This is a genomic window from Nakamurella endophytica (genome assembly GCF_014646215.1).
Classification (GTDB): domain Bacteria; phylum Actinomycetota; class Actinomycetes; order Mycobacteriales; family Nakamurellaceae; genus Nakamurella; species Nakamurella endophytica.
The window spans coordinates 581,713-603,733 of sequence record NZ_BMNA01000002.1 but is presented as its reverse complement, the minus strand read 5'-3'; the positions used below and the strand labels follow the sequence as shown (position 1 = coordinate 603,733).

Annotated in this window: 18 protein-coding genes; 7 read left to right on the top strand and 11 right to left on the bottom strand. The window is 75.8% G+C overall.

Going from position 1 to position 22,021, the window contains the following annotated elements:
• Positions 1 to 43 precede the first annotated feature (43 nt).
• Positions 44 to 4,030, bottom strand: a complete 3,987-nt coding sequence (locus tag IEY37_RS21930; protein ID WP_229674092.1) for an Ig-like domain-containing protein — start codon at positions 4,028 to 4,030, stop codon at positions 44 to 46.
• Positions 4,031 to 4,225: 195 nt separating this feature from the next.
• Positions 4,226 to 4,951 carry a hypothetical protein gene (locus IEY37_RS06260; protein WP_188940624.1) on the bottom strand — a complete coding sequence of 242 codons (726 nt, stop codon included), beginning with the start codon at positions 4,949 to 4,951 and terminating at the stop codon, positions 4,226 to 4,228.
• A gap of 127 nt (positions 4,952 to 5,078) precedes the next feature.
• Between IEY37_RS06260 and IEY37_RS06255 the strand changes: the two genes are divergently transcribed.
• Complete coding sequence (locus IEY37_RS06255; RefSeq protein ID WP_229673990.1) at positions 5,079 to 5,744, top strand: response regulator transcription factor; 666 nt, start codon at positions 5,079 to 5,081, stop codon at positions 5,742 to 5,744.
• Positions 5,741 to 7,231: a sensor histidine kinase gene (locus IEY37_RS06250; RefSeq protein WP_188940622.1), complete on the top strand. Its 1,491-nt coding sequence runs from the start codon at positions 5,741 to 5,743 to the stop codon at positions 7,229 to 7,231. The genes IEY37_RS06255 and IEY37_RS06250 overlap by 4 nt, the downstream gene beginning before the upstream one ends.
• Positions 7,232 to 7,292: 61 nt before the next feature.
• Here IEY37_RS06250 and IEY37_RS06245 read toward each other — a convergent pair whose 3' ends face one another.
• On the bottom strand, positions 7,293 to 7,736 hold the full coding sequence (locus IEY37_RS06245) for a MarR family winged helix-turn-helix transcriptional regulator (protein WP_188940621.1): 444 nt from the start codon (positions 7,734 to 7,736) through the stop codon (positions 7,293 to 7,295).
• A gap of 76 nt (positions 7,737 to 7,812) precedes the next feature.
• Between IEY37_RS06245 and IEY37_RS06240 the strand changes: the two genes are divergently transcribed.
• Entirely contained in the window at positions 7,813 to 8,184 is a 372-nt protein-coding gene (locus IEY37_RS06240) for a cupin domain-containing protein (RefSeq protein ID WP_188940620.1), read from the top strand.
• Positions 8,185 to 8,363: 179 nt separating this feature from the next.
• Here the strand turns inward: IEY37_RS06240 and IEY37_RS06235 are convergent, their stop codons facing one another.
• Positions 8,364 to 9,512 carry a YeiH family protein gene (locus tag IEY37_RS06235; protein WP_229673989.1) on the bottom strand — a complete coding sequence of 383 codons (1,149 nt, stop codon included), beginning with the start codon at positions 9,510 to 9,512 and terminating at the stop codon, positions 8,364 to 8,366.
• A gap of 93 nt (positions 9,513 to 9,605) precedes the next feature.
• Here IEY37_RS06235 and IEY37_RS06230 point away from each other — a divergent pair, with 93 nt between their 5' ends.
• Complete coding sequence (locus IEY37_RS06230) at positions 9,606 to 10,610, top strand: LysR family transcriptional regulator (RefSeq protein ID WP_188940619.1); 1,005 nt, start codon at positions 9,606 to 9,608, stop codon at positions 10,608 to 10,610.
• 34 nt (positions 10,611 to 10,644) lie between these two features.
• On the opposite strand, the gene IEY37_RS06225 is transcribed toward IEY37_RS06230, so the two are convergent.
• Positions 10,645 to 12,162 (bottom strand): glycerophosphodiester phosphodiesterase, encoded by a 1,518-nt coding sequence (locus IEY37_RS06225; RefSeq protein WP_188940618.1) that lies wholly within the window; start codon positions 12,160 to 12,162, stop codon positions 10,645 to 10,647.
• A gap of 114 nt (positions 12,163 to 12,276) precedes the next feature.
• On the opposite strand from IEY37_RS06225, the gene IEY37_RS06220 reads away from it, so the two are divergent.
• Positions 12,277 to 13,038 carry a DUF5995 family protein gene (locus tag IEY37_RS06220; protein WP_229673987.1) on the top strand — a complete coding sequence of 254 codons (762 nt, stop codon included), beginning with the start codon at positions 12,277 to 12,279 and terminating at the stop codon, positions 13,036 to 13,038.
• Between the two features lie 121 nt (positions 13,039 to 13,159).
• Here the strand turns inward: IEY37_RS06220 and IEY37_RS06215 are convergent, their stop codons facing one another.
• The 4 genes from IEY37_RS06215 to IEY37_RS06200 all read right to left on the bottom strand — a co-directional run bounded on the left by IEY37_RS06215 (position 13,160) and on the right by IEY37_RS06200 (position 17,626).
• Positions 13,160 to 13,627: a hypothetical protein gene (locus tag IEY37_RS06215; protein WP_188940617.1), complete on the bottom strand. Its 468-nt coding sequence runs from the start codon at positions 13,625 to 13,627 to the stop codon at positions 13,160 to 13,162.
• 158 nt (positions 13,628 to 13,785) lie between these two features.
• Positions 13,786 to 14,961: a glycosyltransferase family 2 protein gene (locus IEY37_RS06210; protein ID WP_229673985.1), complete on the bottom strand. Its 1,176-nt coding sequence runs from the start codon at positions 14,959 to 14,961 to the stop codon at positions 13,786 to 13,788.
• A gap of 77 nt (positions 14,962 to 15,038) precedes the next feature.
• Entirely contained in the window at positions 15,039 to 16,568 is a 1,530-nt protein-coding gene (locus tag IEY37_RS06205) for an FAD-dependent oxidoreductase (RefSeq protein ID WP_229673983.1), read from the bottom strand.
• Positions 16,569 to 16,612: 44 nt separating this feature from the next.
• Entirely contained in the window at positions 16,613 to 17,626 is a 1,014-nt protein-coding gene (locus IEY37_RS06200; RefSeq protein ID WP_188940615.1) for a carotenoid biosynthesis protein, read from the bottom strand.
• 222 nt (positions 17,627 to 17,848) lie between these two features.
• Here IEY37_RS06200 and IEY37_RS06195 point away from each other — a divergent pair, with 222 nt between their 5' ends.
• Complete coding sequence (locus IEY37_RS06195; RefSeq protein WP_188940614.1) at positions 17,849 to 18,745, top strand: YhjD/YihY/BrkB family envelope integrity protein; 897 nt, start codon at positions 17,849 to 17,851, stop codon at positions 18,743 to 18,745.
• Here the strand turns inward: IEY37_RS06195 and IEY37_RS06190 are convergent.
• A complete protein-coding gene (locus tag IEY37_RS06190; protein ID WP_188940613.1) occupies positions 18,706 to 19,476 on the bottom strand; it encodes an endonuclease/exonuclease/phosphatase family protein in 771 nt (256 codons plus the stop codon). The genes IEY37_RS06195 and IEY37_RS06190 overlap by 40 nt on opposite strands.
• Positions 19,477 to 19,604: 128 nt before the next feature.
• Between IEY37_RS06190 and IEY37_RS06185 the strand changes: the two genes are divergently transcribed.
• A complete protein-coding gene (locus tag IEY37_RS06185; protein ID WP_188940612.1) occupies positions 19,605 to 20,297 on the top strand; it encodes a CDP-alcohol phosphatidyltransferase family protein in 693 nt (230 codons plus the stop codon).
• A gap of 136 nt (positions 20,298 to 20,433) precedes the next feature.
• Here IEY37_RS06185 and IEY37_RS06180 read toward each other — a convergent pair whose 3' ends face one another.
• On the bottom strand, positions 20,434 to 21,945 hold the full coding sequence (locus IEY37_RS06180; RefSeq protein ID WP_188940611.1) for a phytoene desaturase family protein: 1,512 nt from the start codon (positions 21,943 to 21,945) through the stop codon (positions 20,434 to 20,436).
• Positions 21,946 to 22,021: the final 76 nt, after the last annotated feature.

The following is a 22,021-nucleotide window of genomic DNA, read 5'->3' as shown; positions in this document are numbered from 1 at the left end:
GACCCGGCGCGGTGCAGCGGTCACGGGCCGACTGCGGTGGGAGTCATCGCACCTGGCGGTGGCGCCGGCGCAGCGCCAGGACCAGACCCACGCCGACGAGCAGGGCGCCGGCGAGGACCAGCCCGGTCACGTCGAGCCCGGTGGCGGCCAGCTCGGGGCCGGCAGCGCTTCCGGAGTCGCCGCCGCCGAGGTCGTCCCCGGCGTCACCGGCGCCCTGGGTCGGGACGGACACCGTGACGGTCTGCGTCGACGAGGAAGGGACAGGCGTGGACGGCGGTGTCGCCGCAGCACTGGTGCGAGGCGACTGCAGGCTGAACACGGTCTGGGCGTTGTCCGCGGTGTACAGGGCGTCGCCGCTGTACTCGGCGGTCAACGTGTAGACGCCGGTGGCGGTCAGAGTCGCCGGGGTCGAGAGGTGAGCGGTGCCACCGACGACGGTGACCGTTCCGAGGTCGGTGCTGGTGGTGTTCGTCGTCCCGGGTCCGGTGGCGGTGAACCGCACCGTGCCGGTGGCGTCCGCGGGCAACTTCGCGGTAGGCGTCACCTTGGCCGGGCTGGCGACGAGGATCGGGATGGACACCGTGAGGTTCGGGTCGAGCCGGCCGACGGTGACGGTCACGGTGTTGCTGTCGTTGGGGTTGTAGTGGGCGTCGCCGCCGGACGAGGCCTGCAGGGTGTGCTGGCCGTCGGACAAGGTACGGGTCAGCGACGTCAAGGTGGCGACCCCGTTGATCAGCGGCGCCGTGCCCAGACCCACGGCGGTGCCGCCGGTCACGTCGTAGAAGCCGATGTCTCCCGTCGCGTCGGACGGCATGGTGGCCACCAGCGGAGCGACCCCGGCGCTGGTCGCGGCGCGGGTGTGCGCGGCGGCCAGCGTCAACGACGGCACCGGTCTCGGTGCGGCGACGGGCAGGATCGACCACTCCTGCGCGGCGGCACCGGCGGTCGCCGGCGCCAGCGTGACCGGGGTGGCGTCGCCGGACACGGCCCCGGAAGCGACCAGGGCAGTCGTGCCCGCGCTCCATTCGGTCTGCAGCGCGTAGCTGCCGTCGGTCTGCCAGCCCAGCTTCCACGCCTGTTGCGGGTCGTCGACGTTGCACGCGGCGAGCGCGACGGCCGAGCCCGAGGTCCTGCCGTTGGTCAGGCAGCTGCCGGCCCCCAGGTTGTGCAGCAGGTAGTAGGCGTTGACGCTGTCGCTGCCGACCTTCTCCAGACCCCAGGTCTGCCAGGCGATGTCCCAGGTTCGCTCCGGCGACCGGACGGCGGCGGTGCCACCGCGGTCCACCCGCAGCACGGTCGTCGGGACGGACCCGTTGGCATGCGTGCCGATCTCACCGTTCGCGACGAGGACCGGCGTGATGACGACCTGGGCCGGTCCGCCGGCGGTGTTCACGGTGATCGACGGCGACGCGGCCCCGCCGGCGACGTAGCTGCTGCCTCCGCCGCCGCCGGCCCCGCCGTAGGCGGCGCTGGACGCCCCGCCGCCGCCCCCGCCGGCACGACCGGCGCCGCCGCCTCCGCCACCGCCGCCGTAGTACTCGTGCAGTGGGTCGGTGGGGTCGATGGCCAGGCCACCGGCGCCGCCCCGTCCTGGCGTGCCGTTCTGCCCGTTGCCCGCGTTCTTGCCGGCGTGCGCGCCACCGGCGCCGCCGGTGACGAGGTCCCCGCCACGTCCGGCGCCCTGTGCGGTGGCCGGCTGGCCCTTGAGGGTGGGCGTCTGGCCTGCGCATCCCGTGCTCTGGCAGGCGTTCCCGCCGCCGAGGCCGTCGTTGTGGGGGGTGGTGCCGTCCTCGTCGATGCCGCCGCCGCCACCGCCGCCCCCGGCGATCGCGAGCCACTGCGAGCAGTCCGTGTCGGCGCTGACACCGGAGAGGCCGCCGCCCCCGCCGCCGGCCCACTCGCGGGGGCTGCCGCCACCCGCACCGCCACCGCCGGTCCCGCCGGTGCCCGGCACCGCCTCGTTCTTGCCGGTGCTGGGATCAAAGCCGTCCGAGGAGTTTCCGCCGGCACCGCCGACACGGGGGTACAGCACGCCTCCGGGCTGGAGGGGAAGGACCGCGGTGACCGTGGACCCGTGGCCGCCGGCACTGCCCCGGCCGCCGCTGCCGCCGGCAGCGCCCGTCACCGTCACGGAGATGGCGTTCGCGCCGAACGGCTGCTGGTAGGCGGTGGTGCAGGTCGATCCGGGAGCCGTGAAAGTGCTGGGCTGACCGACGGTTCCCACCACCGCCGCCGTGGTCCTGGCCCGTGGTGCGGCTCCTCGCTGCGTCCGTGCGGTGCGTGCCCCGGTGACCGGTGCAGGGGCCGCGGCGGCCGGCGGTCGGACCCGGCTTCGCGTCCCGGCAAGCACGGGCAGGTCGGGCGGGACCGTGGTCACCGCGCGGACCAGTGCCAGCCGGCCGGCCAGCCCGGTGGTGGACGGGGTTGAGGGCGCGGTCGGCGCCGCGGACTTCGGGTCGTTGAAGGTCAGCACCTGCGCGGTCGCGTCCTTGACCACGACGGGCGGGATCGTCGTGACCTGGCCCGTGGGACCGGCCACCGTCTGCGCCTGCAGGATCGGCAGGTCCTCGCCCTTGGCCCAGGTGGCGACGCCGGCGGCTGGATCGACACCGGACAGGGTCCGTGAGGCCCCGCTGCCGGTGTAGCTCGCCCGCACCAGCCCCGTCCAGTCCGCCTCGGTGGGCAGGCGCCAATCCGCGTAACCCAGCGGCCGGCTGAGCAGCGCCAGCTCCACCGGTGTCCATGCCTGAGCGACGACTGCGCTGCTGGCGACGGCGTTGTCGGCGGCTGCCGGCATCCATACGTGGTAGACGCACAGCGACCGTGGGTCGACGCAGTAGGCGTGCGTCGGGGTGGTCGGGTCGTCGCCCAGACCCGGGTCGTTCGGTAGGGCGACCGGGCTGCTGGCCCACATCGTGTAGGTCGTCGTACCTCCCGACGTGGCACCTGTGCGCCAGTCCACGAGGGTGCCCTTCGGCAGGTGGGGGAGGTTCGCGGTGGCGGCCTCGGTCCACGCCAGGATGTCGACCCGCAGCTGCGCGTACAGGTCGGTGATGTCCTGCGGGTTGCCGGGGGTCAGTGCTTCGGCGCTGTGGCTCGGCACCGCGGGGCTGTTCCAGTGCGTGGCCTCGGCGTACGCGTTGTACAGCTGGGCGGCCAGTCCGGCGTAGTAGTCGACGAGATCGTGCATGGCGTCGACGTACTCGGCGGTCCACAGCGCCCTGGACGGGACCACGCCGGTCCTGGCCTGCTGGTTCGCCCACCACGCGGCGCGGTACGAGGCGATGATGCCACCGTCGCCCAGCAGGGAGTTCGACATGTTCTGCAGCCGGGTCGCGGCGTTCGCCCGGATGTCCCGGATGTGGGTGATGTCGGTGTCGTACGGCAGGTAGGGCGCCGCGTTGCTGTCGGTCGCCGAATTGCGGGCGAGGGTGCAGACGTTCTGCACCATGCCCTGGATCGCGGCGATGTTGCCGGCCGACCCCGACACCTCCAGGTCGTACTGGGTGTTCGCGAGCTGCGCCTTCAGGGCGTACTCGGCATTGGTGAGCTGGTTGGCGAGTGCGTTGACCGACGTCTGGATCGAGTTCAGCTGGTTGCGTTGGTCGGTCAGTTCCTGTTCGATCTGCTTCTGCGTCGCCTCGGTCTGGTTGCCGTTGTTGCCCAGCACCAGGTTGAGCACCCAGCCCGCGCCCGCGCTGGCCTTGTCCTGGGCAGCGCTCTTGGCCGCGTCGGTGATGAACGACCAGATCGACTTCTCCTCGTCGTCGCCGTCCGGCTCACCGGGCAGGGCCGTGGTGATGGGTTGGGCGTCCGCGGCCTTGCTCGGGACGATGGTGCAGCTCGGCGCCGGGTCAGCCGGTGCGGCGGACAGGAGCGCGATCGGGTCGACCGCCCGGGGCTGCGTCACGACCGGTCCGGGCGGCGCTGCCGCGGTGACCTCTGCTGCACCGCCGAGCGCCACGACCACCGACAGCGCGATGACCGCGGTCGCGTTTCGCCATCGACGCACGGTCGTCCTGCTCGCCATCTGGGTCTCCTCGCACGATGGTCCGGGTGGGCCGGCCGGCCCCTGTCGGCTGATCATCGGGCCGCGAGCCGTGGGGAGGACTGGTCGAAATGCACAGGTATGGACGGACCGTCCGGCGACTCGAACTCGACCCGACAGCGCCGGACAGCGCCGTACCGCCGGGATGCCGTCCCGGCGGCACGGCGACGCGCCGGATCAGGACGTCGGTGCCACGGTCCCCGAGGTCGTCGGGTCCTCCGTGAACGGGTCCTTCTCCGTCGAGAGCCCGCTCGTGGCCGAGGGTGCCGGCGTCCCGGACGGCTCGGCCGACGGCGTCACCGACGGCTCGACCGACGAACCGGTCGGCGGCGCGGGCGGTGACGCGGGGGCCGTCCCTGCCGGCGGCGCCGGTGCCGGCGGGCGGGGACCGCCCGGCCCGTGCGCGGGTGGCCCCGCCGGCGGGGCCGGCGGCACCTCGATGCGGGTGGCGTCCAGCGACGTCCCGTCCGTGTCGACCGTGCCGGTGTCGTGGACCGCCGTGCCGACCGGCACCGGCGCGCTCAGGCCGCTGCCGTAGGTGGTGCCGGAGTCGGTCCGGATGGTCCGGCGGAACCCGTCGTGGTCGGTGATGGTGACGGTGCCGTCCGAGACGGCGGTGACGGTGCCGTCCAGGTGCGGGACGTGTGGCGGTGGCGTGGTCGGCGACCCCGGTGCCGGAGCGCCCGCTCCTGCGGCTGTCGGGGACGGCTGCGCGGACGTGCCGCTGCCACCGCCGGTGTCGGCCGCGACGGCGACACCGGCGCCGGTGAGGGCCAGGCCGCCGGCGACGGCGAGACCGACGACCACCCGGCGGACGGCGGCGGGTCGCGGTGGACGGCGACGTGCCGGGAGGGCGGTCCCGTCGTCCGGCGTCGCCGGTATCGGAGAGGGATGCGTGGTCATGGAGTGCTCCTTCGGTGTGGGAGGGACACCGCCCACCGTCCGCACCGATCCTGAAGGGCGGCTGAATCGCCCGGCATCCGCCGGCGACCTTCAGCGGATCCTCAGCCGAGCGGGGCAGACTCGGCCCGTGACCGGCGCCCGCGTACTCCTCGTCGAGGACGACGACACCATCCGCGACGCGGTCGCCCGCGCGCTGGCCGGCGAGGGGTTCGCCGTCCGTGCCCTGCCCGACGGCCGGCGCTTCGAGCAGGAGGTGGCGGCGTTCCGTCCCGACGCAGCGGTGCTGGACATCGCGCTGCCGGGTCCGGACGGATTCCGCCTCGCCCGGCTGCTGCGCCAGGCGGGCGACGTGCCCGTGGTGTTCCTGACCGCGCGGGATGCCGTCCCGGACCGGCTGGCCGGGTTCGCCGCCGGCGCCGACGACTACGTCGTCAAGCCCTTCGCCCTCGCCGAACTGGTGGCCAGGGTGACGGTCGTGCTGCGGCGCAGCGGCCGGCTCGCCGCGTCGGCGGTGCAGGTGGGCGACCTGGTCGTCGACGAGCAGAGCGCCACCGTCGTCGGGGAGGCGACGGAGCTGCCGCTGACGGCGACGGAGCTGCGGGTGCTGTGCTTCCTCGTCCGCCACCGGGGGCGCACGGTGTCCAAGACACAGATCCTGACACAGGTGTGGGGCTACGCCGACTACGACCCGAACCTGGTCGAGGCGTACGTTTCGGCGCTGCGTCGAAAGCTCGGGCTGCGGGCCGGTCTCATCTCGACCGTGCGGGGTCTCGGCTACCGCTTGAGCGCGTGAGCCTCCGTACCTCCGGTGCCTCAGGCCGGACGGCCGGCACGCCGCAGGCGCGGCCCCTGCGGACGGGCTCGTTGCGCGCCCGGACCATCGCCGCCGTGCTGGCCGCCGTCGCGATCACCCTGCTCGCGGTCGGCGTCTTCCTGGACGTGCTGTTGCGCGCGCGGCTGGTCCAGGACCTGCGGGAGCGGCTTCTGGACCGGGCCTCGTACGCGCAGTTGCTCGCCACGCAGGGCCTGTCACCGCAGACGCTGGCCGACCGGCTCGCCGACGACGACACGACGGTGACCTTCGCGGTCGACGGTTCCACCGTGTACGGCCGGCCCGCACCAGCGCCGCCGCCACGACCTCCTGGCCCGGCCCGGCCGGCGCCGCCCCCGCCCGCGGGTGCCGTGCTGAGCGACTCCGGCGACCGGCTGACCGTGACGGCGCCGCTCACGGGCGGCACGCTCACCCTGACCGCCAGCCGGCTGTCGATCGACCACACGCTGACGCGGCTGCGGGGACTCGAGACCGCCGCCGCGCTGGCGAGTCTCGCGGTGCTGGCGCTCGTGCTGACCGGCATCGTCACCAGGGTGCTGCGTCCGTTGCGGCGGATGACCACCCTGGCCACCGATATCGCGCGGGGTGGTCGCGGGGGCCGGTTGCGGCCGACCCGGCCGGGCACCGAGCTGGGGCGCACCGCAGCCGCTTTCGACGACATGCTGGCCGCTCTGGAGACCGCCGAGACCACCGCGCGCCGCGCCGCCGCCGACGCGGCCGCCGCGGAGGAGCGGATGCAGCGGCTGCTCAGCGACGTCGCGCACGAGCTCCGCACTCCCATCGCCGGGCTGCAGGCGACGGCCGAGACCCTGCTGCGGGACAATCCGACGCGGCAGGACCGGGAACGGTTGACGCTGGGAATGATCCGGACCACCGGGCGGGCCGGTCGGCTGGTCGACGACCTCCTGCTGATGACCCGGCTGGATGCCGGCGCGGACCTGGGTCCGGTGTCCGCGGTCGACCTGGCCGAGCTCGCCGGGTCGGTGGTGCAGGAGCAGCACCGGCTGGCCGGCGGCTCCCGCGTCCGCCTCCGCCCGTCCCCGGACGCCTGGGTGCGCGGCGACCTGCAGCGACTCGCCCAGGTGCTGACCAACCTGGTCGACAACGCGCGCCACGCGACCGCCGACGGGGACTCGATCGACGTCGCGGTGCGCCGGGACGGCGACACCGTCGTCGTCGAGGTCCAGGACACCGGGCCCGGCGTCGCCGCCGATGACCGGGCCCGGATCTTCGAACGTTTCGTCCGGCTCGGCGTGCCTTCTCCCGCGGACGGCGGTGGATCCGGGCTGGGGCTGCCGATCGCCAGGGCGATCGCTCAGGCGCACGGCGGAACCCTCACCCACGTCGGCGGTCCGGCGGCGCGTGGGAGCACGTTCGTCCTCCGCCTGCCGGCCCTGTCACCCGCCGCCCGCGCCGTGCCGGCGGTCACCGCGGACGGGATGGGATGACGGCCGGCCGGCCGGCTGGTCGCTGGTGCAGGTCGCGGCGCGCGCGCGTCGTGACCGGCCATCACCAGGCCGGGCGCAGCCGACCCGGGACGGCGAGTGCGTGCACCGCTGCTGCGAGCCGGTCCACCTCGCCGGCGCCGAGCCGGCCGCCCCAACCGCGGACGACGTCGTCCGCGGCGGCGTCGGCGGCGGCCGTGCAGGCCCGGCCGCGCTCGGTCAGGACCAGCAACCGGGCCCGGCGGTCCGTCGGGTCCGGCTCGCGGCGCAGGTAGCCGCGGGTGACCAGGTGGTCGGCGAGCTGCGCCGCGGCCTGCTTGGTCACGCCCAGGTGTGCGGCCAGGTCGGACGCGGTCGCCGGGGCGCCGCTCAGTCGCGCGAAGGCGTAGCCGTGCACCGGGCGGACGTCGTGGAAGCCGCGGTCACGGAGCCCCTGCTGGATCCCGTCGACCAGTTGCGCGGACAGCTGCAGGATCCCGGCGGCGAGGGCCGGACCGTTCGTCGGCATGGTGAAATCTTGACACGGCGGACAAGGAGCTTGACCATATGGTCAAGGTACTTGTCCACCTAGGGAGGTCGACCCCATGCCCGTGTTCCACCAGAGCGACGCCGTCGTGTACGAGACGCACGGCAGCCTGTTCCGCTCGTTCGTCACGCCGTCGCGGGGAAGCCGGGAGCTGTGCGCCTGGCAGCTGACCGTCCCCGCAGGTCTGATAGGCGTCGAGCACCGTCCGGATCGCGAGGAGGTGCTCCTGGTGGTGGCGGGGGACCTGGTGGTGACGGTGGACGGGACGACCGCCACCGCACATGCCGGCAGTGTCGTCCTGGTGCCGGCCGGCAGCGAGTTCCGCGTCGACGGAGGACCGTCGGGCGCGACGGCCTGGGTCACCACCACGCCGGGCCTGGAGGCCGTCACCGCCGACGGCACCCGCATCCGTCCGCCCTGGGCGCGGTGAGCTCGGGCCTGACGGCACACGCATCTCGAGGACCGACGATCCGACGGCCGCGGTCGGCATCGGGGGACGGTGGGACCCGTCGGTCGGCAGGTGAGGTGTCCTGGCGCCGACGCCGTCCGCACCGGCAGCCGGCTCCGACCGGAGAGGCGAGCCTGGCCACCGCGGACGTCGTCGGACGGTCAGCCGCCGACCAGCCGGACACCCGCGTAGGACACGCCGGCCACCAGCACCCAGGAGATCAACGCCAGGACCAGCGATCTCGTGCCCGTGCGGGCGAGTGTCCGGAACTGGATGCCGGTACCCAGCCCGAAGAGCGCCGCGGTGAGCAGCACGGTCTGGGCGACGGACGCGGCGTGGACCGCCGACGCCGGGAGCAGCCCGGTGCTGGTCAGCACGATCGCGGCGAGAAAGCCCACGACGAACAGCGGCACCAGCGGTGGCCGGCGCGCGGTGGTCGTCCCGGCAGCCGTGCCCGGTCGACGCCGCCGGGCTGCGAGAGCGGCTCCGGTCACCAGGGGGGCGAGCAGCACTACCCTGGTCAGCTTGACCACCACGGCACTGGTCAGCGCGCCGGGAACCCGGTGGGCGGTGGCCACGGTCTGCCCGACGTCGTGCACGCTGGCGCCGACCCAGCTCCCGAAGGCGGCCGGGTCGAGGCCGAGCGGCGTCCGCAGCGCCGGCAGCAGGAAGATTGCGATGCTGCCGCACACGGTGACGAGGGCGACGGCGACGGCGGTGTCCTCGTCGTCGCCGTCGGCGACCTCGCGCATGGCGGCGATAGCCGAGGCACCGCAGATCGAGAAGCCGGTGGCCAGCAGCAGCGACCTGGCCCGGGGGAGCCCGAGCATGCGGCCGATCCACCGGGTTCCGGCGAACGTCACTGCGACCGTGACCACCACCACGACCAGACCGCCGAGACCGATGTCGACCAGCTGCGGCAACCCGAGCTGCAGTCCGAGCAGGACGACGGCGATGCGCAGCAGCCGGTGACCGGCGTAGTGCGTGCCGGCCTGTAGCACCGGACGGTGCAGCCCGGTGTTGACCAGCACCGCTCCGAGCACCACCGCCACGGTGGACGCGTTGAGGAACGGGACGAGGTGGGCGATCCCGGCCGCCGCCGCGGTGCCGACCGCCACCACCAGCAGTCCGGGCACCGCGGCCCTGCCGGGCAACGGGTTCAGGACCGACAACCACCGCGGCGCAGGACGGGCCGCGCCGGCGGGCGAGGGCGGTGCGCAGTCCGGGCGGCAGCGGTGGGCGGTGCGCGGGATGCGCTCCCGGCGGACGGGCCGCGGGCGTGGGTCGGCGGGATCGGTGCGGGCTGCCACCCGCCGATGGTCGGTCGGGCCGCCCCACGGCGGTAGCGGTCCCGACCCGATGGGCTCATCAGGACTGCTGATGACCGGTCATAGGCTCGGCCGATGACCACCGATCCGGCCGCCACCGTCGGTCTGTCGCACGTCCCGGACCTCGACTCCCTGGAACTGCTGTTGCAGGTCGCCGGGACGGGCAGTTTCGGCCGTGCCGCCGCGGCCCACGGGGTGAGCCAACCCGCGGTCAGCGCCCGGGTGGCAGCCATGGAGGGCCTGGTCGGCTTTCCGCTCGTGGAACGTTCGGCCCGCGGTTCCAGCCTCACCGCGCAGGGCGCACTCGTGGCGGACTGGGCGCGGGACGTGCTGCAGGCGGCGTCCGCGCTGGCCACCGGGATCGCGTCGCTGCGTGCCGACCGCGACGCCCGGCTGCGGGTGGCCGCGAGCCTTACCGTCGCCGAGTACCTGGTCCCGCGCTGGCTCGTCCGCTTCGCTGCCGACCACCCGGACACGGCGGTCAGCCTGGCCGCCGTGAACTCGTCCGCCGTCGAGGAGTCGGTGCTGGCCGGCGATGCGGACCTGGGGTTCGTCGAGGGGCCCCGGGTGGCCGCCGCGCTGGGCAGCGCGGTGGTGGCCGTCGACCGGCTCGTCGTCGTCGTGCCGCCCGGCCACCCGTGGGCGCGCCGCCGCCGCCCGCTGACCGGGCAGGAACTGGTGGCGACCCGGATGGTGCACCGGGAGCCGGCGTCCGGGACCCGGACGGCGTTCGTCGCCGCCGTCGCGCGGTTCGGCGCACCGGCCGTCCCGGTGATGGAGCTCTCGACGACGAGCGCCGTGCGGTCGGCCGTGCTGGCGGGCGCCGGCCCGGCCGTGCTGAGCACGATGGCCGTCGAGAACGACGTGGCGGCAAACCGCCTCGTCGTCGTGCCGGTGGCGGACGTTGACCTCAGCCGGCAACTGCGGGCCGTCTGGCCGCGCGGTCGGCGGCCCGCCGGACCGGCCGGGGATCTGCTCCGGATCGCCGGGCGGTCGGAACGGTCGGCGGGACGCCCGGCGGACCGCGTCGCCGCTCGGCCCGAGCGGGGGCCGAGAACGCCTGCAGCGTCGGCAACATGACGAGACCGGTGGCTTGGTCGACGGGGTGGCCGGGTCAGCGGATCCGCAGGTTCCGGAACGCGGCGACACCGTCGGTCGAGCTGCGGCCCACGTGCAGGTATCCGCCGCGGACCGAGGTGTCCGGTGCCGACACCGAGGCGTCCGCATCGGTCCTGGACACCCGGACGCCGTCCGCGGTGACCTCGATGCGCAGCTGCACCCAGCCGCCGGGGACCAGCGGCGGGGTGGCGACAGCGGGGGCCAGCGGCCGTCCGGCCGCCTGACCGTCGACGTGCCGGTAGAGACCGAGCTCGCCGTCGGCGCGCAGGATGGCGTGGTAGCCGTCGCCCACCCCCTGCCGGTGCTCGTAGTAGGAGTCGTCGACGCAGCCGAAGGCGACCGTCAGGTTGTCCGCGCCGGAGTGGGGGAGGACCCGCCAGGATGCGTCGACCTCGACCGTGCAGGACGGGCCCGCGGCGGTCGTCGGGCAGCACTGCCCGAGCGTCAGGAAGTGCTGGCGACCCTGGAGCGCCAGCACCAGCTCGCCGTCGGCCGTGAAGGTCGGCGCCCAGGACAGCGATGCCGGCGAGCGGCTCATCTCACCCGGTGCGACGGCCTGTGACCGCCAGGCGTCCGCGGTGACCGGCCTGGTGGCGCCCGCGACGTAGCCGTAGCTGGACGCGATCAGGCCCTGCACGCCCGACCGCGCGTAGTGGTCGGCGTCGGAGCGGCGATGGACGGGGAACACCCAGACCGGCACGCCGGACCCGACCGCGGCCGCCACCAGCTCGTCGGGCAGGTAGCGGGCGCCCGCCGGTCCGTCGGCCGGGAGCACCAGGCAGTCCTGCGCGGGACGGAGAGCGGCCGCCACCCGCTGCACGGCCTCGACCGTGGTCTCCGACGCCGTGCCGAAGTAGCAGAAGACGGGGTACCCGGCGCGTTGCGCCTGTCCCCACCGCCGGCTGGCGACGTGCGACTTGACCAGCACCGAGTGCTGCAGACCGTACCGCTGCACCATGGCCATCATCGGCTCGTACGCCCGGTCGACCTTGGCCTCGACGGCGAGGACGGCGCGGCCGCCGAAGGCCTGCAGCACCTCCTCGAACCGCGGGATTCGCGGTGCGTTGCGGAGCCAGTAGTCACCGAGCTGGGGTTGCCAGATCCGCGCCGTGGCCAGCACCCTCGACGGCTGGTCGACCAGCCGCCCGGTCGCCGTCGTCGTCCGGTCGTACGTCTGGTCGTGCATGCAGATCAGCACCCCGTCGGAGGTGATCCCGACGCTGATCTCCAGACACGGTGCGCCCCAGTCGACCGCAGCCCGGTAGGCCTCCATGCTGTGCTCGGGCAGCACGTCCCCGGATCCCCGGTGGGCGACGACGTAGCGGGAGCCGCGGCGCCGCACCCACTCCCGGACGTCGGCGGGCGCCGGTGTCGCCCGGGTGCCGGCGTCGGACACGGCCCAAGCCGTCAGGCCGCCGGCTCCGGCCGCGGCCGCCGCGACACCGCCGCCGACCAGCAGGGCGCGGCGGGTGACGCCCCGTCGCCGACCGCTCTCGCCGCTGCCCTCCGCCACGCCGTCGACCGTAGGACGGCACCCATCGCCTTTCGGTGAGCTGGACCCGCGGCGGCTCGGCATCCCGTGCCGGACCGCGCCCGGGCCGGAGGCGGCCGTGGCAGCATCGGTCCCGTGGGCAACCCGACGCAGCCGCCCGGTGGTGTCGACGACGTGCTGCAGCGCATGGACCGCGAGCTGGCCGACCTGGAGGCGACCGGCGACCCGCTACGGCACTTCCTCGCCACCTACCGGCGCACCACCGTCGCCGTGTCCCGGGCTGTGGCGCAGGGCACCTTCGAGGACCCGGACTGGGTGGAACGCTGGGACGTCGTCTTCGCCGACCTCTACCTGTCCGCGCTCGCCGACCACCGGGCTCCCGGCCGTGCCGCACCCCGACCCTGGCGCATTGCCTTCGCCGCTCCGCAGGACACCCCGCCGCTGCGGCAGGTCCTGCTCGGCATCAACGCGCACGTCAACTACGACCTGCCGCGGGCGCTGCTGGCCCTCATCCCCGACGAGGACTTCGACAGCCCGGCGGTGCTCGAGCGTCGGCGCCGCGACCACGAGCGGATCGACGGCGTGCTGGCCGCCCGGGTCGGCGCCGAGGACGCCTCCCTGACCGCGACCAGCGGCGGCAAGAGCGTGCTCGACCGGCTGCTCCAACCGCTGCAGCGGCGCGCGAGCCGGCGGTTCCTCCGGGAGGCGCGCGAGAAGGTGTGGCACAACACGCTCGCGCTGCGACGGGCGCGGCAGGCCGGCCCGGACGCCTACCGGGCTCGGTGCACCGAGCTCGAGGTGCTGTCGGCTGCGCGGGTGCACGACCTGCTGGCGCCCGGCCAGGTCCTGCTCCGGCTGGCGGTCGCCGGCTTCGGGGTGGTGCTGCCGCCGGACTGACTCGGCTCCGGGTGGGCGATCCCGGCGTCGACACGACGGCACACGGAGCGGTGAATGCGGTGGACGCGGTGAACTCCGCCGTTCGCGGAGCCGGGGGCCGAGCCCCGGGCCCACGCGACGGTCAGCTGCAATGGCTCCACCTGCTGACGGCGGACCCCGAGTCGCCGGACCTCCAGATCAGCCCCTGGAAGCGCACGCAGTGCCGGTTGGTGCCCGTCCGGTAGGCACCGCCGGCGTAGCTGTTGTAGACGCCGTGGTCGGCCGAGCGGACGTCGCCGGACGACCAGCGCTTGTTGCCGTCCCGGTCGACCTCCAGCGACGCGATCATCTCCGCCCGGCCCACCGAGCTGCGCGTGATCACGCAGTTCTCGCCGCCGTTGCGGGAGGAGTACCACAGCTCGACCTGGCCGAGCCGGCGCCCGGTCTCGCCGATGATCGCCTTGTGGTCGATCATGCGGCCCGCACAGCCGGAATCCCTGACCTTGCCGACCTTGTCGATGGTGCCGGCGGCGGCGGCCGGAGCGGCCGCGATCATCGTGGCCGCCGCGACGCCTGCGGCGACGACCGACCCGATCCAACGACGTCCCATGGCTGCGCTCCTCCGACCTCGGTGACCGAGTCCACACCGTAACCGCCGGGCGGCCCGGTCCTCGGCCTCGGGCGGCACGGCACCCGGCCGGGTGCCCGGTCCTCGCGCGGACCGGCCGAACCCGGTGCGATTCGACGCAGCGACGAGGTCGGCCGGCGTCAGCGGGCCGCGTCGATGTCCCGGCCCTTCCACCGGAGCACCCCGTAACGGCGCAGCACCACCGACCGCGCCAGCAGGTAGGACAGCAGCCCCACGGACACCGGGTGTGCCCCGGCGTCCGGCAGCACCCTGGCGCCCGTCCGGCGACCGGTCGCCACCCGCCCGGCCACGCCGAACAGGTACCCCGCCAGGCCGGTCCGGGAGCCGAACAGCGCTGCAACCGGCGGCACCACCCACACCAGCAGCAGTCCGAACAGCATGGCCGCCGCGGCCGGCAGCGAGCCGACCGCCGACCACAGCGACTTGCCGTAGCCGTCCCGCACCGACGGCCAGTCCCGGTACATCCGGCAGGCGGCCAGATCCGTGCCGTCCACGATGCCGCCGCGCCCTCCCGCCGACTTCACCGCCCGCACCAGCGCGACGTCGTCCAGGACCGCGGACCGCACGGCCGCGAAGCCGCCGCAGCGGTCCAGGGCGGCGCGCCGGACCACGACGAACTGGCCGCAGGCCGCCGTGAGGGACGGCCGGGCCGACCGCTCCGCGGCGCGCAACGGCAGCGTGGTCAGCCAGGACCACTGCAGCAGGGGCTGCACCAGGCGTTCCGGGACGCTGCCGGCGAGCTGCCGGGGGAACGGGCACACGATGTCCAGGTCCGCGTCGAGCAGCATCCGCACGGCGGCGGCCACCCCGCCCGGAGCCATCCGGACGTCGGCGTCGACGAACACCAGCACCTCGCTGCCGGGGTCGGCGGCCTCCACGAGCTGGGCGCAGGCCCACGGCTTGCCCAGCCAGCCCGGGGGCAGCGGGCGGCCGGCCAGCACCCGGGCACCACCGCGCGTCGCGACATCGGCCGTGCCGTCGTCGGACTCGTCGTCGAGCACCAGCACCTCGTGTCCGGTGCCCAGGGCGGCCAGGCAGTCGCCGATGCCGGCGGCCTCGTTCCGGGCGGGCACCAGCACGGACAGCCGGGGCAGCGGCCCGGGCCCGGCCGACGGACGGCGCAGCAGCCGTCCGTTGACGACGGCGTGCACTGCCCCCGCGGCCGACAGCGCGGAACCCGCCAGCACGGCGCCCCGGAGGACGCCCCCGACGGCGCGACGGACGGCACCGCCCATGGCGACCCGTCCCGGCCGGCTGCCGGTCGGGACGGACGCCGAGCGCCGCTCGGACGACACCGTTGCAACCTCCGAGGGACGGGCCGCGGCGCGCGGCGGGCTGGGGCGGCCGGCCGGGCCGCCGGGACGGAGCGGTGTCAGCCCGCCGGCTGGGCCGCGCGGGCCGGCCGGGTCCGGGACGCGGCCCGGCCGGCGTGCCGGGCGAAACGCGTACGGGCGGCGAGCGGCACCGTCCACAGGTCCTGGCCGGCCAGCTCCCAGCCGGCCAGCAGCCGGTTGGCCGCCTGGAACCCGGTCGTCGCCGCCCGTTCCATCAGCGCCACCGGGTACTCGCAGCGCACCCCGTCACCGGCGAGGACGACCCGCGGATCGGGGGTGCCGACATCCGGCCGGGACAGCCACGGTTCGGTCCCGACCAGTGGACAGTCGGCCTGTACCAGGTACTCCTCGGCGACGGTGCGCGCCTGCGCCAGCTCCGGGCAGACCTCGGCCAGCACCCGCCGCATGGCGGCCCGCACGTCGTCGTGGTCGGCCTCGGCGGGCAGCGCGTAGGCGTGCAGCTCGATCACCGACCCGCCGGTACGCGCCGCCCAGGCCGCCGCCCCGTCCTCGAAACGGTCCACCACGCTGACGTTGTCGACGTAGTCGTAGCCGGCGGTGGCCAGGAACGGCGGGCGGTCGGCGCGCGCCGGCCGGTCGAGCCACAGCCGCCACACCGCGAACGGCGGCGCGGTGCGCAGGGCCCGCAGCTGCTCGCGCCACCCGTCGCCGGCTCGGATCGCCCCCGCCGTCCCGACCAGCCGCTGGGTCGCGACAAGATCGGCGGCCACCACGACGGCGTCGGCCCGCACCGGGCCCGTCGACGTGAGGACCTCGACCGCCGCGTCGGTCGACCGCAGACCGGTGACCACGGTGCCGGTCCGGACCTGCGCGCCCCGGCCGGCCAGGTACCGCCCGAGCGGCGCCCACAGCGCGGTGTCGTAGTCGTCGTCCGGGACGTCGAACAGCAGCCCCTCCGCGGACCCGAGGAAGTAGGTGTGGAACATGCCGATCAGCTCGCCCGCCGAGAAGTCACCCGGGTCGGCGAAGAAGCTGCGGGCGAACACCTCCAGCGCCAGGTGACGCGCCGCGTCGGGGAAGCGCAGGCGGTCCAGGAACTGTGCGGCGCTCTCGCCGTCGTGGTCGGTGAAGGTGCGGGGGAACTCCACGTCGAGCAGCTCGCCGGCCGCCGCCGTGTCGATGCGGGCCAGGTCGCGCAACGTGAAGGTCCGGCTGGAGAGCACGAACGCGGCCAGGTTCAGCGGCGGGGTGCGGGGGATGCGGGCGAACGAGTCCCGGTAGCCGGACCGGGACAGCAGCGGGTAGTCGTCGAGCGGGCGCAGCCGCGCCAGCGCGGGGTCGGTCCGGCGCAGCAGCCCGCGCAGGTTGTAGTACTGGCGGAAGAACGCGTGGAACCCGCGGCTCATGGTGGCCGGACCGTCGGCGTGGTCCACCGGCCAGGCGCGCACCCGGCCGCCGAGCTGGTCGTGGGACTCCAGCAGGGTGACCGCGACGCCCCGCTCGGCCAGCGCCGTGGCGGCGGCCAGTCCGGCGACCCCGCCGCCGACGACCGCGACGTGGTGCCGCCCGTCGTCGCGCAGCCGGCCCGGGGCGGCCGGATGCCGCACCGCCGACGTGTCCCGACCGGGCGTCCACCGGCGGCGACCGCCGGTCACCACTGCGGCCGCCGATGCTCGGCGACCGGCCCGGTCGCGGCGCCGGTCACCGCTCCCGCGACGTGAGCGCCGGTCACCGGGGTGCCGGTCCCCGTCCCGCCGGCGCCGGTCACCGTCCCCGCGACGCCGGCCGGTGGGCCACCGGAGCCGGCGGCGGAGCCGGCCCGCCGCCGGACCCACCGGAGCACGACGGGCACCGCGACGGTCCCCATGGCGACGGCTCCCCACGCCGCCGCGGCGGGCTGCGCCAGGAAGAACAGCAGCGCCGTTGTCCAGGACACCCAGGACCACAGGTACAGCCCGACGCCGAACGCGTCCCGGGCGTCACCCGGCGGCGTCCGGACGGACGGCCCGGTCGCCCGCTGCACGAGCGCCGACAGCACCAGCGTCGCGAGCAGCCAGCCCAGGTAGTTGCTCAGCGGCACCGTCGGCACGCCCGGCAGGTGGGGCGAAGGGTCGTGCCAGGACCAACCGCCCAGGGACACCAGCTGTGGGTCCAGGAACAGGTCGCCGGCCGTCGTCGCCCACGCCCCGAGCAGCACCCGGCCGACCGGGCTGCGGGTCAGCGCCCGGGCCGCGCAGGCCGCCGGCCAGCAGAGCATCGTCCACGCCAGCCCGACGACGAGCGGGACGCCGAGCCACCGCGGACCGAGGGTGTCCGAGTAGGCGTACCCGCCGAACGGCAGTCCGGTGTGCACGCCCAGCACCTCGACGAGGAAGCCGGGCACGGCGGTCACCGCGAGCACCAGCACCGCCCGCCGCCGGCCGCGCGTCACCGCCACGTGCAGCAGGCACAGCAGCGCGAAGCCCACCACGATGGCCACCGTCAGCACCCGCGACCAGCTGCCGTGCGCCAGCGGCCAGGCGATCTGCAGCCCGACGACCACCGCGGTGACGGCGCCGAGGACGAGCACCGGCGTCCGGCGCAACGCCGGCAGCACCGTCGCGACCCGGGGGCCGCCGACGGGTGCGGCCCGTCGCGGCCGGACCGCGGGCGGGAAGGACTCCATGCCTGGGGCTCGTCTCCTCGGTCGGGGAGCGACGACGGGCGCCTCGCTCTCCCTGCGAACGTACCGGCGCGCCCGGCCGGGCCACCCGCATGATGGAGCCCTCCGGACACTCGGAGCGCCGCCATCGGGAGGAGTCCGCATGCCCGTCGACCCGGGCCGACCCGGCACGCCGCCGACGGCCACCCGGCGCGCGGGCCGCCCGTGCCACCGGCCCGGCCGCCGGTGACGCGGCTCCGCCGCCTGGCCGCCGCGCTCGGCGGCATCGTCCGGGAGCTCCGGCGGCTGGCCCGGCGCTCGGACATGATGGTCGTCGCGGCCGCTCTGACCTGCTACTCCGCCTTCGGCCTGGTGCCCCTGCTGGCGATCGGCGTGCAGCTGACCGCCGCGGTGCTGGGCCCGGACCGGATGACGCAGACCGCGGACGGGCTCGCCCGGTTCCTCCCGGGCCCGCTCGGGCTCGACGCGGACGTCGCGGCCTTCGCCCGGCAGGCGGTGGCCGCGCCGTGGTGGACGGTGCTGGTCGCGCTGCTGCCGATCTCCCTGTACGCCGAGGGGATCGTCCGCAGCCTCGAGCGGTTCTCCCGGGCCCGCGAGCGCTGGCCGCGGGCGCTGCGCGGCCGGGCGCTGACGCCGCTGCTGACGGTGGCCGTCGTCCTGATCGTGCTGGTCCTGGCCGGTCCGGTGCGGCCGCTGCTGGACGGCTTCGGCACCGGTACCGGCGCCCGCCTGCTCGGCACGTTCGTGGCCTTCAACCTGCTGTTCGTCGCGGTCTTCGGCATCCTGCTGCTGGTCTACCGGCTGTTCGCCAGCACGCGGCTGCGCGCCGGGCCGCTGGTGTGGGGCGCGTTCGTCGCCGCGTCCTGGATCTCCGGCCAGGCCATCGGCTACACCGTCGCGGTCCGGCTGATCGGCGGCTTCGCGCACGCCTTCGGCGGCTATGCGCCGGCCGCCACCGTCGCCGCGATCAGCTTCCTGGTCTACCTCGAGCACCTGGTCTTCCTGCTGGGCTACCTGCTCGCGCTGGTGCTGCATGAGCGCGGTCGCCGGGACCTGCCGGATCCGGCGGCCGGTCCCGGCAGTCACCCCGCCAGGTCGACGTCCACCACCAGTGGGCGGTGATCCGAGACGCCCAGCGCCGGGGTGGACGTCCCGGTGACGGTCCCCAGATCCTCCGTGCGGCCGCGGAGCAGCACATGGTCCAGCTGCAGGCGCGGCCGCGAGGACGGGAACGTCGGGGCCTGCGCCAGGCTGCGGTAGCCGCTCAGCCGGGACGCCGAGCCCTGCAGGTTCAGGTCGCCGAGCAGGAGCAGCGGGTCGGGCAGGTGCTCCAGCGAGCGGACCAGTCGCACCAGCTGCCACTGCTTCCAGCCCGGCACGAACGGCAGGTGGGTGGCCACCACGGTGGCGGACCGCCGCGGGCCGAGGTCGGCCCGGGCCACCACGGCGACCCGCGGCTCCTCGCGCACCACCACCAGGCCCGGTCCCGGCACCCACAACGGCAGCGCCACCGGTGCCGCCGGGATGCGCACCAGGTGGACGTCGTGCAGCGGTACCCGGCTGAGCAGCGCGCAGCCGTAGGCGGGCCCGTCGCGATGCTGCTCGCCCGCGGCCGTCCAGCGACGCCCCGGGGTCCCGTACAGCGTCGGCGCGAACACCTGCTCGACGGCTCCCATGGCCTCGGCGGCGCACCGCGTCAGGTCCGCCCCACCGGACCTCGGCTGGTCGCGGTCCACCTCCTGCAGCGCGAGGACGTCGGCGTCCAGCTCCCGGATCGCGGCGCGGTACGCCGACAGGTCGGTGGTCCCGTCGGCCGCCCGGGCCGACGCGACGTTGAAGGTGGCGAGGCGCACGACTGCGCAGTATCCCGGGGAGGGCACCGCCACCGCTCGGGACCGCGCACGCCCGAACCCGGACCCGTGGCCGGCGGCAGCGGCCGGGGGAGGCGCCCGGTCCGGCGGGCCGCGGGCACACTACCGGGGTGACCGCCGCCGATCTCCCATCCCGGCCCGCCGCCGGCGCCGCTGCGCCGGGTGACCTGCCCGGGCGCTGGTCGGCGGTGCACCACGGCATCGACCCGGGCCGGGTGCCGCTGCTCGGCCGGTGGCTGCGGGGCATGTGGGTCGGCGGCCGGCTGCTGTCCCGCGCCGGGGTGCCGCCGACGGCGGTGACCGGGGCCGGCGTCGGCCTGGCCGGCGCGGCCGTCGCGCTCGCCGCCCGGCACCCGGTCGCGGCGGGCGCGGCCGTGCTCGGTGCGGCGCTGTGCGACGGGCTGGACGGCGCCACCGCGATCGTCGGCGGCCGGGCGACACGCTCGGGAGCGGTCGCCGACGCGGTCGCCGACCGGCTGTCCGACGGTGCGTTCGCGCTGGTGCTGTGGCGGCGCGGCGCACCGGGCTGGTCGGCGGCGACGGCTGTCGGGGCGGCGTGGGGAGTGGACACGCTGCGCCGGATCCGCCGCGTACCGGCCCGCATCACGGTGGCCGAGCGCCCGACGTTCACCATCTGCGCCCTGCTGGCGTGCGGGTCGGCGCTGGTCAGCCCGAACCGGTGGCCGGCGCGGCTGTGCGCGGCGGTGTGGACCGGGGCCGGCGCCGTCGGCGTGCTGCAGCTGCTGCGGACGCCGCCCGGACCGGCGATCCGCGGCGAGCGAGCGGGCCGGCCGGCACGGTGACCGGCCTGGTCTCGGGCACGGCGGTCGACACCGCGCCAGGCCCCGTGTCGGCCCGTGTCAGGCACCGTGCCAGGCACCGTGTCGCGCACCGTGGCAGGCAGGTGGCGACCGTGGCCGCGCACCGCCCGGCGCCGACTCAGGCCGGCCCGATCTCCGCGGCCACCGCACGGGCGGACAGGGCGACCAGCGGCAGTCCGCCGCCCGGGTGGGTCGACCCGCCGACGAGGAACAACCCCCGGGTCCGCGCCCGGTTGTGGGCGCGCAGCACGGTGGCCAGCGGCCCGTGCTGGACCTGCCCGTAGATGGCGCCGCCGGGCGCCCCGGTCTCCCGCTCGAGGTCCGCGGGGGTGCGGACGGCCCGGGCGACGACGTGCGGCCGCAGGTCCAGCCCGCGGCCGGCGAGCAGGGCGAGGACCTGGTCGGCGTAGCGCTCGGCCAGGCCCGTGCGGGTCCAGTCCACCGTGCCGGGCCCGCCGTCCCGACCGTGGCGAGGTGCGTTCACCAGCAGGTACACGCCGCGGGTGCCGGGCGGCGCGAGCGCGGGGTCCCGGGGCGCGTCCAGGTAGACGACCGGATCCGGGACCGGCCGGCCGGGACCGCGGCGGCGCGGCCCGGTGCGCTCGCCGAAGACCGCGTCGAACTCGTCGCCGTAGGGGTGGCCGCCGAAGAAGACGGTGTGGTGACCGAGCCCCGGGAGCGGGTCGCGTACCGCCAGCAGCACCACGAAGCCGGCCAGCGAGTCCGCCGGCGGGACGCGCCGCCGGGTGCGGTGCAGCTCGCCGTAGAGCGCATGCGCGTCGACGTCCGACACGACGACGTCGGCCGGCAGTCTCGTGCCGTCGTCGCACTCGACGTGGGTCACCCGGCCGTTCCCGGCGATCCGGCGGACCCTGCTGCCCAACCGCAACGTCCCGCCCAGCTCGGTGAAGCGGTCGGCGAGGGCGTCGGCCAGGCGGTGCAGGCCGCCCCCGACGTGCCAGGCGCCGAAGCGGTGCTCCAGGTACGGCACCACCGCCAGCGCCGCGGGGGCGCGGCGCGGGTCGGAACCCTCGTAGGTGGCGTAGCGCTCGAGCATCCAGCGCTGCCGCCGGTCCGGCAGCAGCTGCGCCGCCAGGCCGTGCAGGGTGCGGTGCGGAGCCACTGCCCGCAGGTCCTGCAGCCGGGCCAGCCGGCGGCCCAGGGACAGCACCGAGCGGCCGGACAGCGCCCGGCCGAACACCGGCTCCTCGACGGCCGTCCAGATGTCGCGCCCGCGGTCGACGACCCGCTGCCAGGCGGCACCGGTGCCGGAGCCGAAAGACGCGTCGAATCGTCGCCGCTGCTCGACCTGGTCGCTGACGGTCTCCACCTCCGTGCCGTCGGCGAACCGGTAGTGCGCGATGATGTCCAGCCGGCGCAGGTCGACCGTCTCCGACAGGGGTCGGCCGGTTCCGGCGAAGACGTCCTCGAACACCTGCGGCAGGGTCAGCAGGGTCGGCCCGGTGTCGAAGCGGAACCGGCCGTCCGCGGTGTCCAGGACCTGCCCGCCGAGCTTGCCGCCGACCCGGTCGGCGGCCTCGCACAGCTCGACCCGGTGCCCCTGCGCCGCGAGCCGGACGGCGGCCACCAGTCCGCCGACGCCGGCACCGACGACGACGACCCGGGCCATGCCACGACAGTACGAGCCCTACCCGGCCGGGCACGCCGGGGTCCGTACGGGTGCGTCCGGGTCGGCGGCGCCCGGG

Excerpts from the sequence above, each read along its gene's own strand:
- IEY37_RS21930 (WP_229674092.1), bottom strand. The coding sequence starts at position 4,030 with ATGGCGAGCAGGACGACCGTGCGTCGATGGCGAAACGCGACCGCGGTC.
- IEY37_RS06260 (WP_188940624.1), bottom strand. The coding sequence starts at position 4,951 with ATGACCACGCATCCCTCTCCGATACCGGCGACGCCGGACGACGGGACC.
- IEY37_RS06245 (WP_188940621.1), bottom strand. The coding sequence starts at position 7,736 with ATGCCGACGAACGGTCCGGCCCTCGCCGCCGGGATCCTGCAGCTGTCC.
- IEY37_RS06240 (WP_188940620.1), top strand. The coding sequence starts at position 7,813 with ATGCCCGTGTTCCACCAGAGCGACGCCGTCGTGTACGAGACGCACGGC.
- IEY37_RS06230 (WP_188940619.1), top strand. The coding sequence starts at position 9,606 with ATGACCACCGATCCGGCCGCCACCGTCGGTCTGTCGCACGTCCCGGAC.
- IEY37_RS06215 (WP_188940617.1), bottom strand. The coding sequence starts at position 13,627 with ATGGGACGTCGTTGGATCGGGTCGGTCGTCGCCGCAGGCGTCGCGGCG.
- IEY37_RS06200 (WP_188940615.1), bottom strand. The coding sequence starts at position 17,626 with ATGGAGTCCTTCCCGCCCGCGGTCCGGCCGCGACGGGCCGCACCCGTC.
- IEY37_RS06180 (WP_188940611.1), bottom strand. The coding sequence starts at position 21,945 with ATGGCCCGGGTCGTCGTCGTCGGTGCCGGCGTCGGCGGACTGGTGGCC.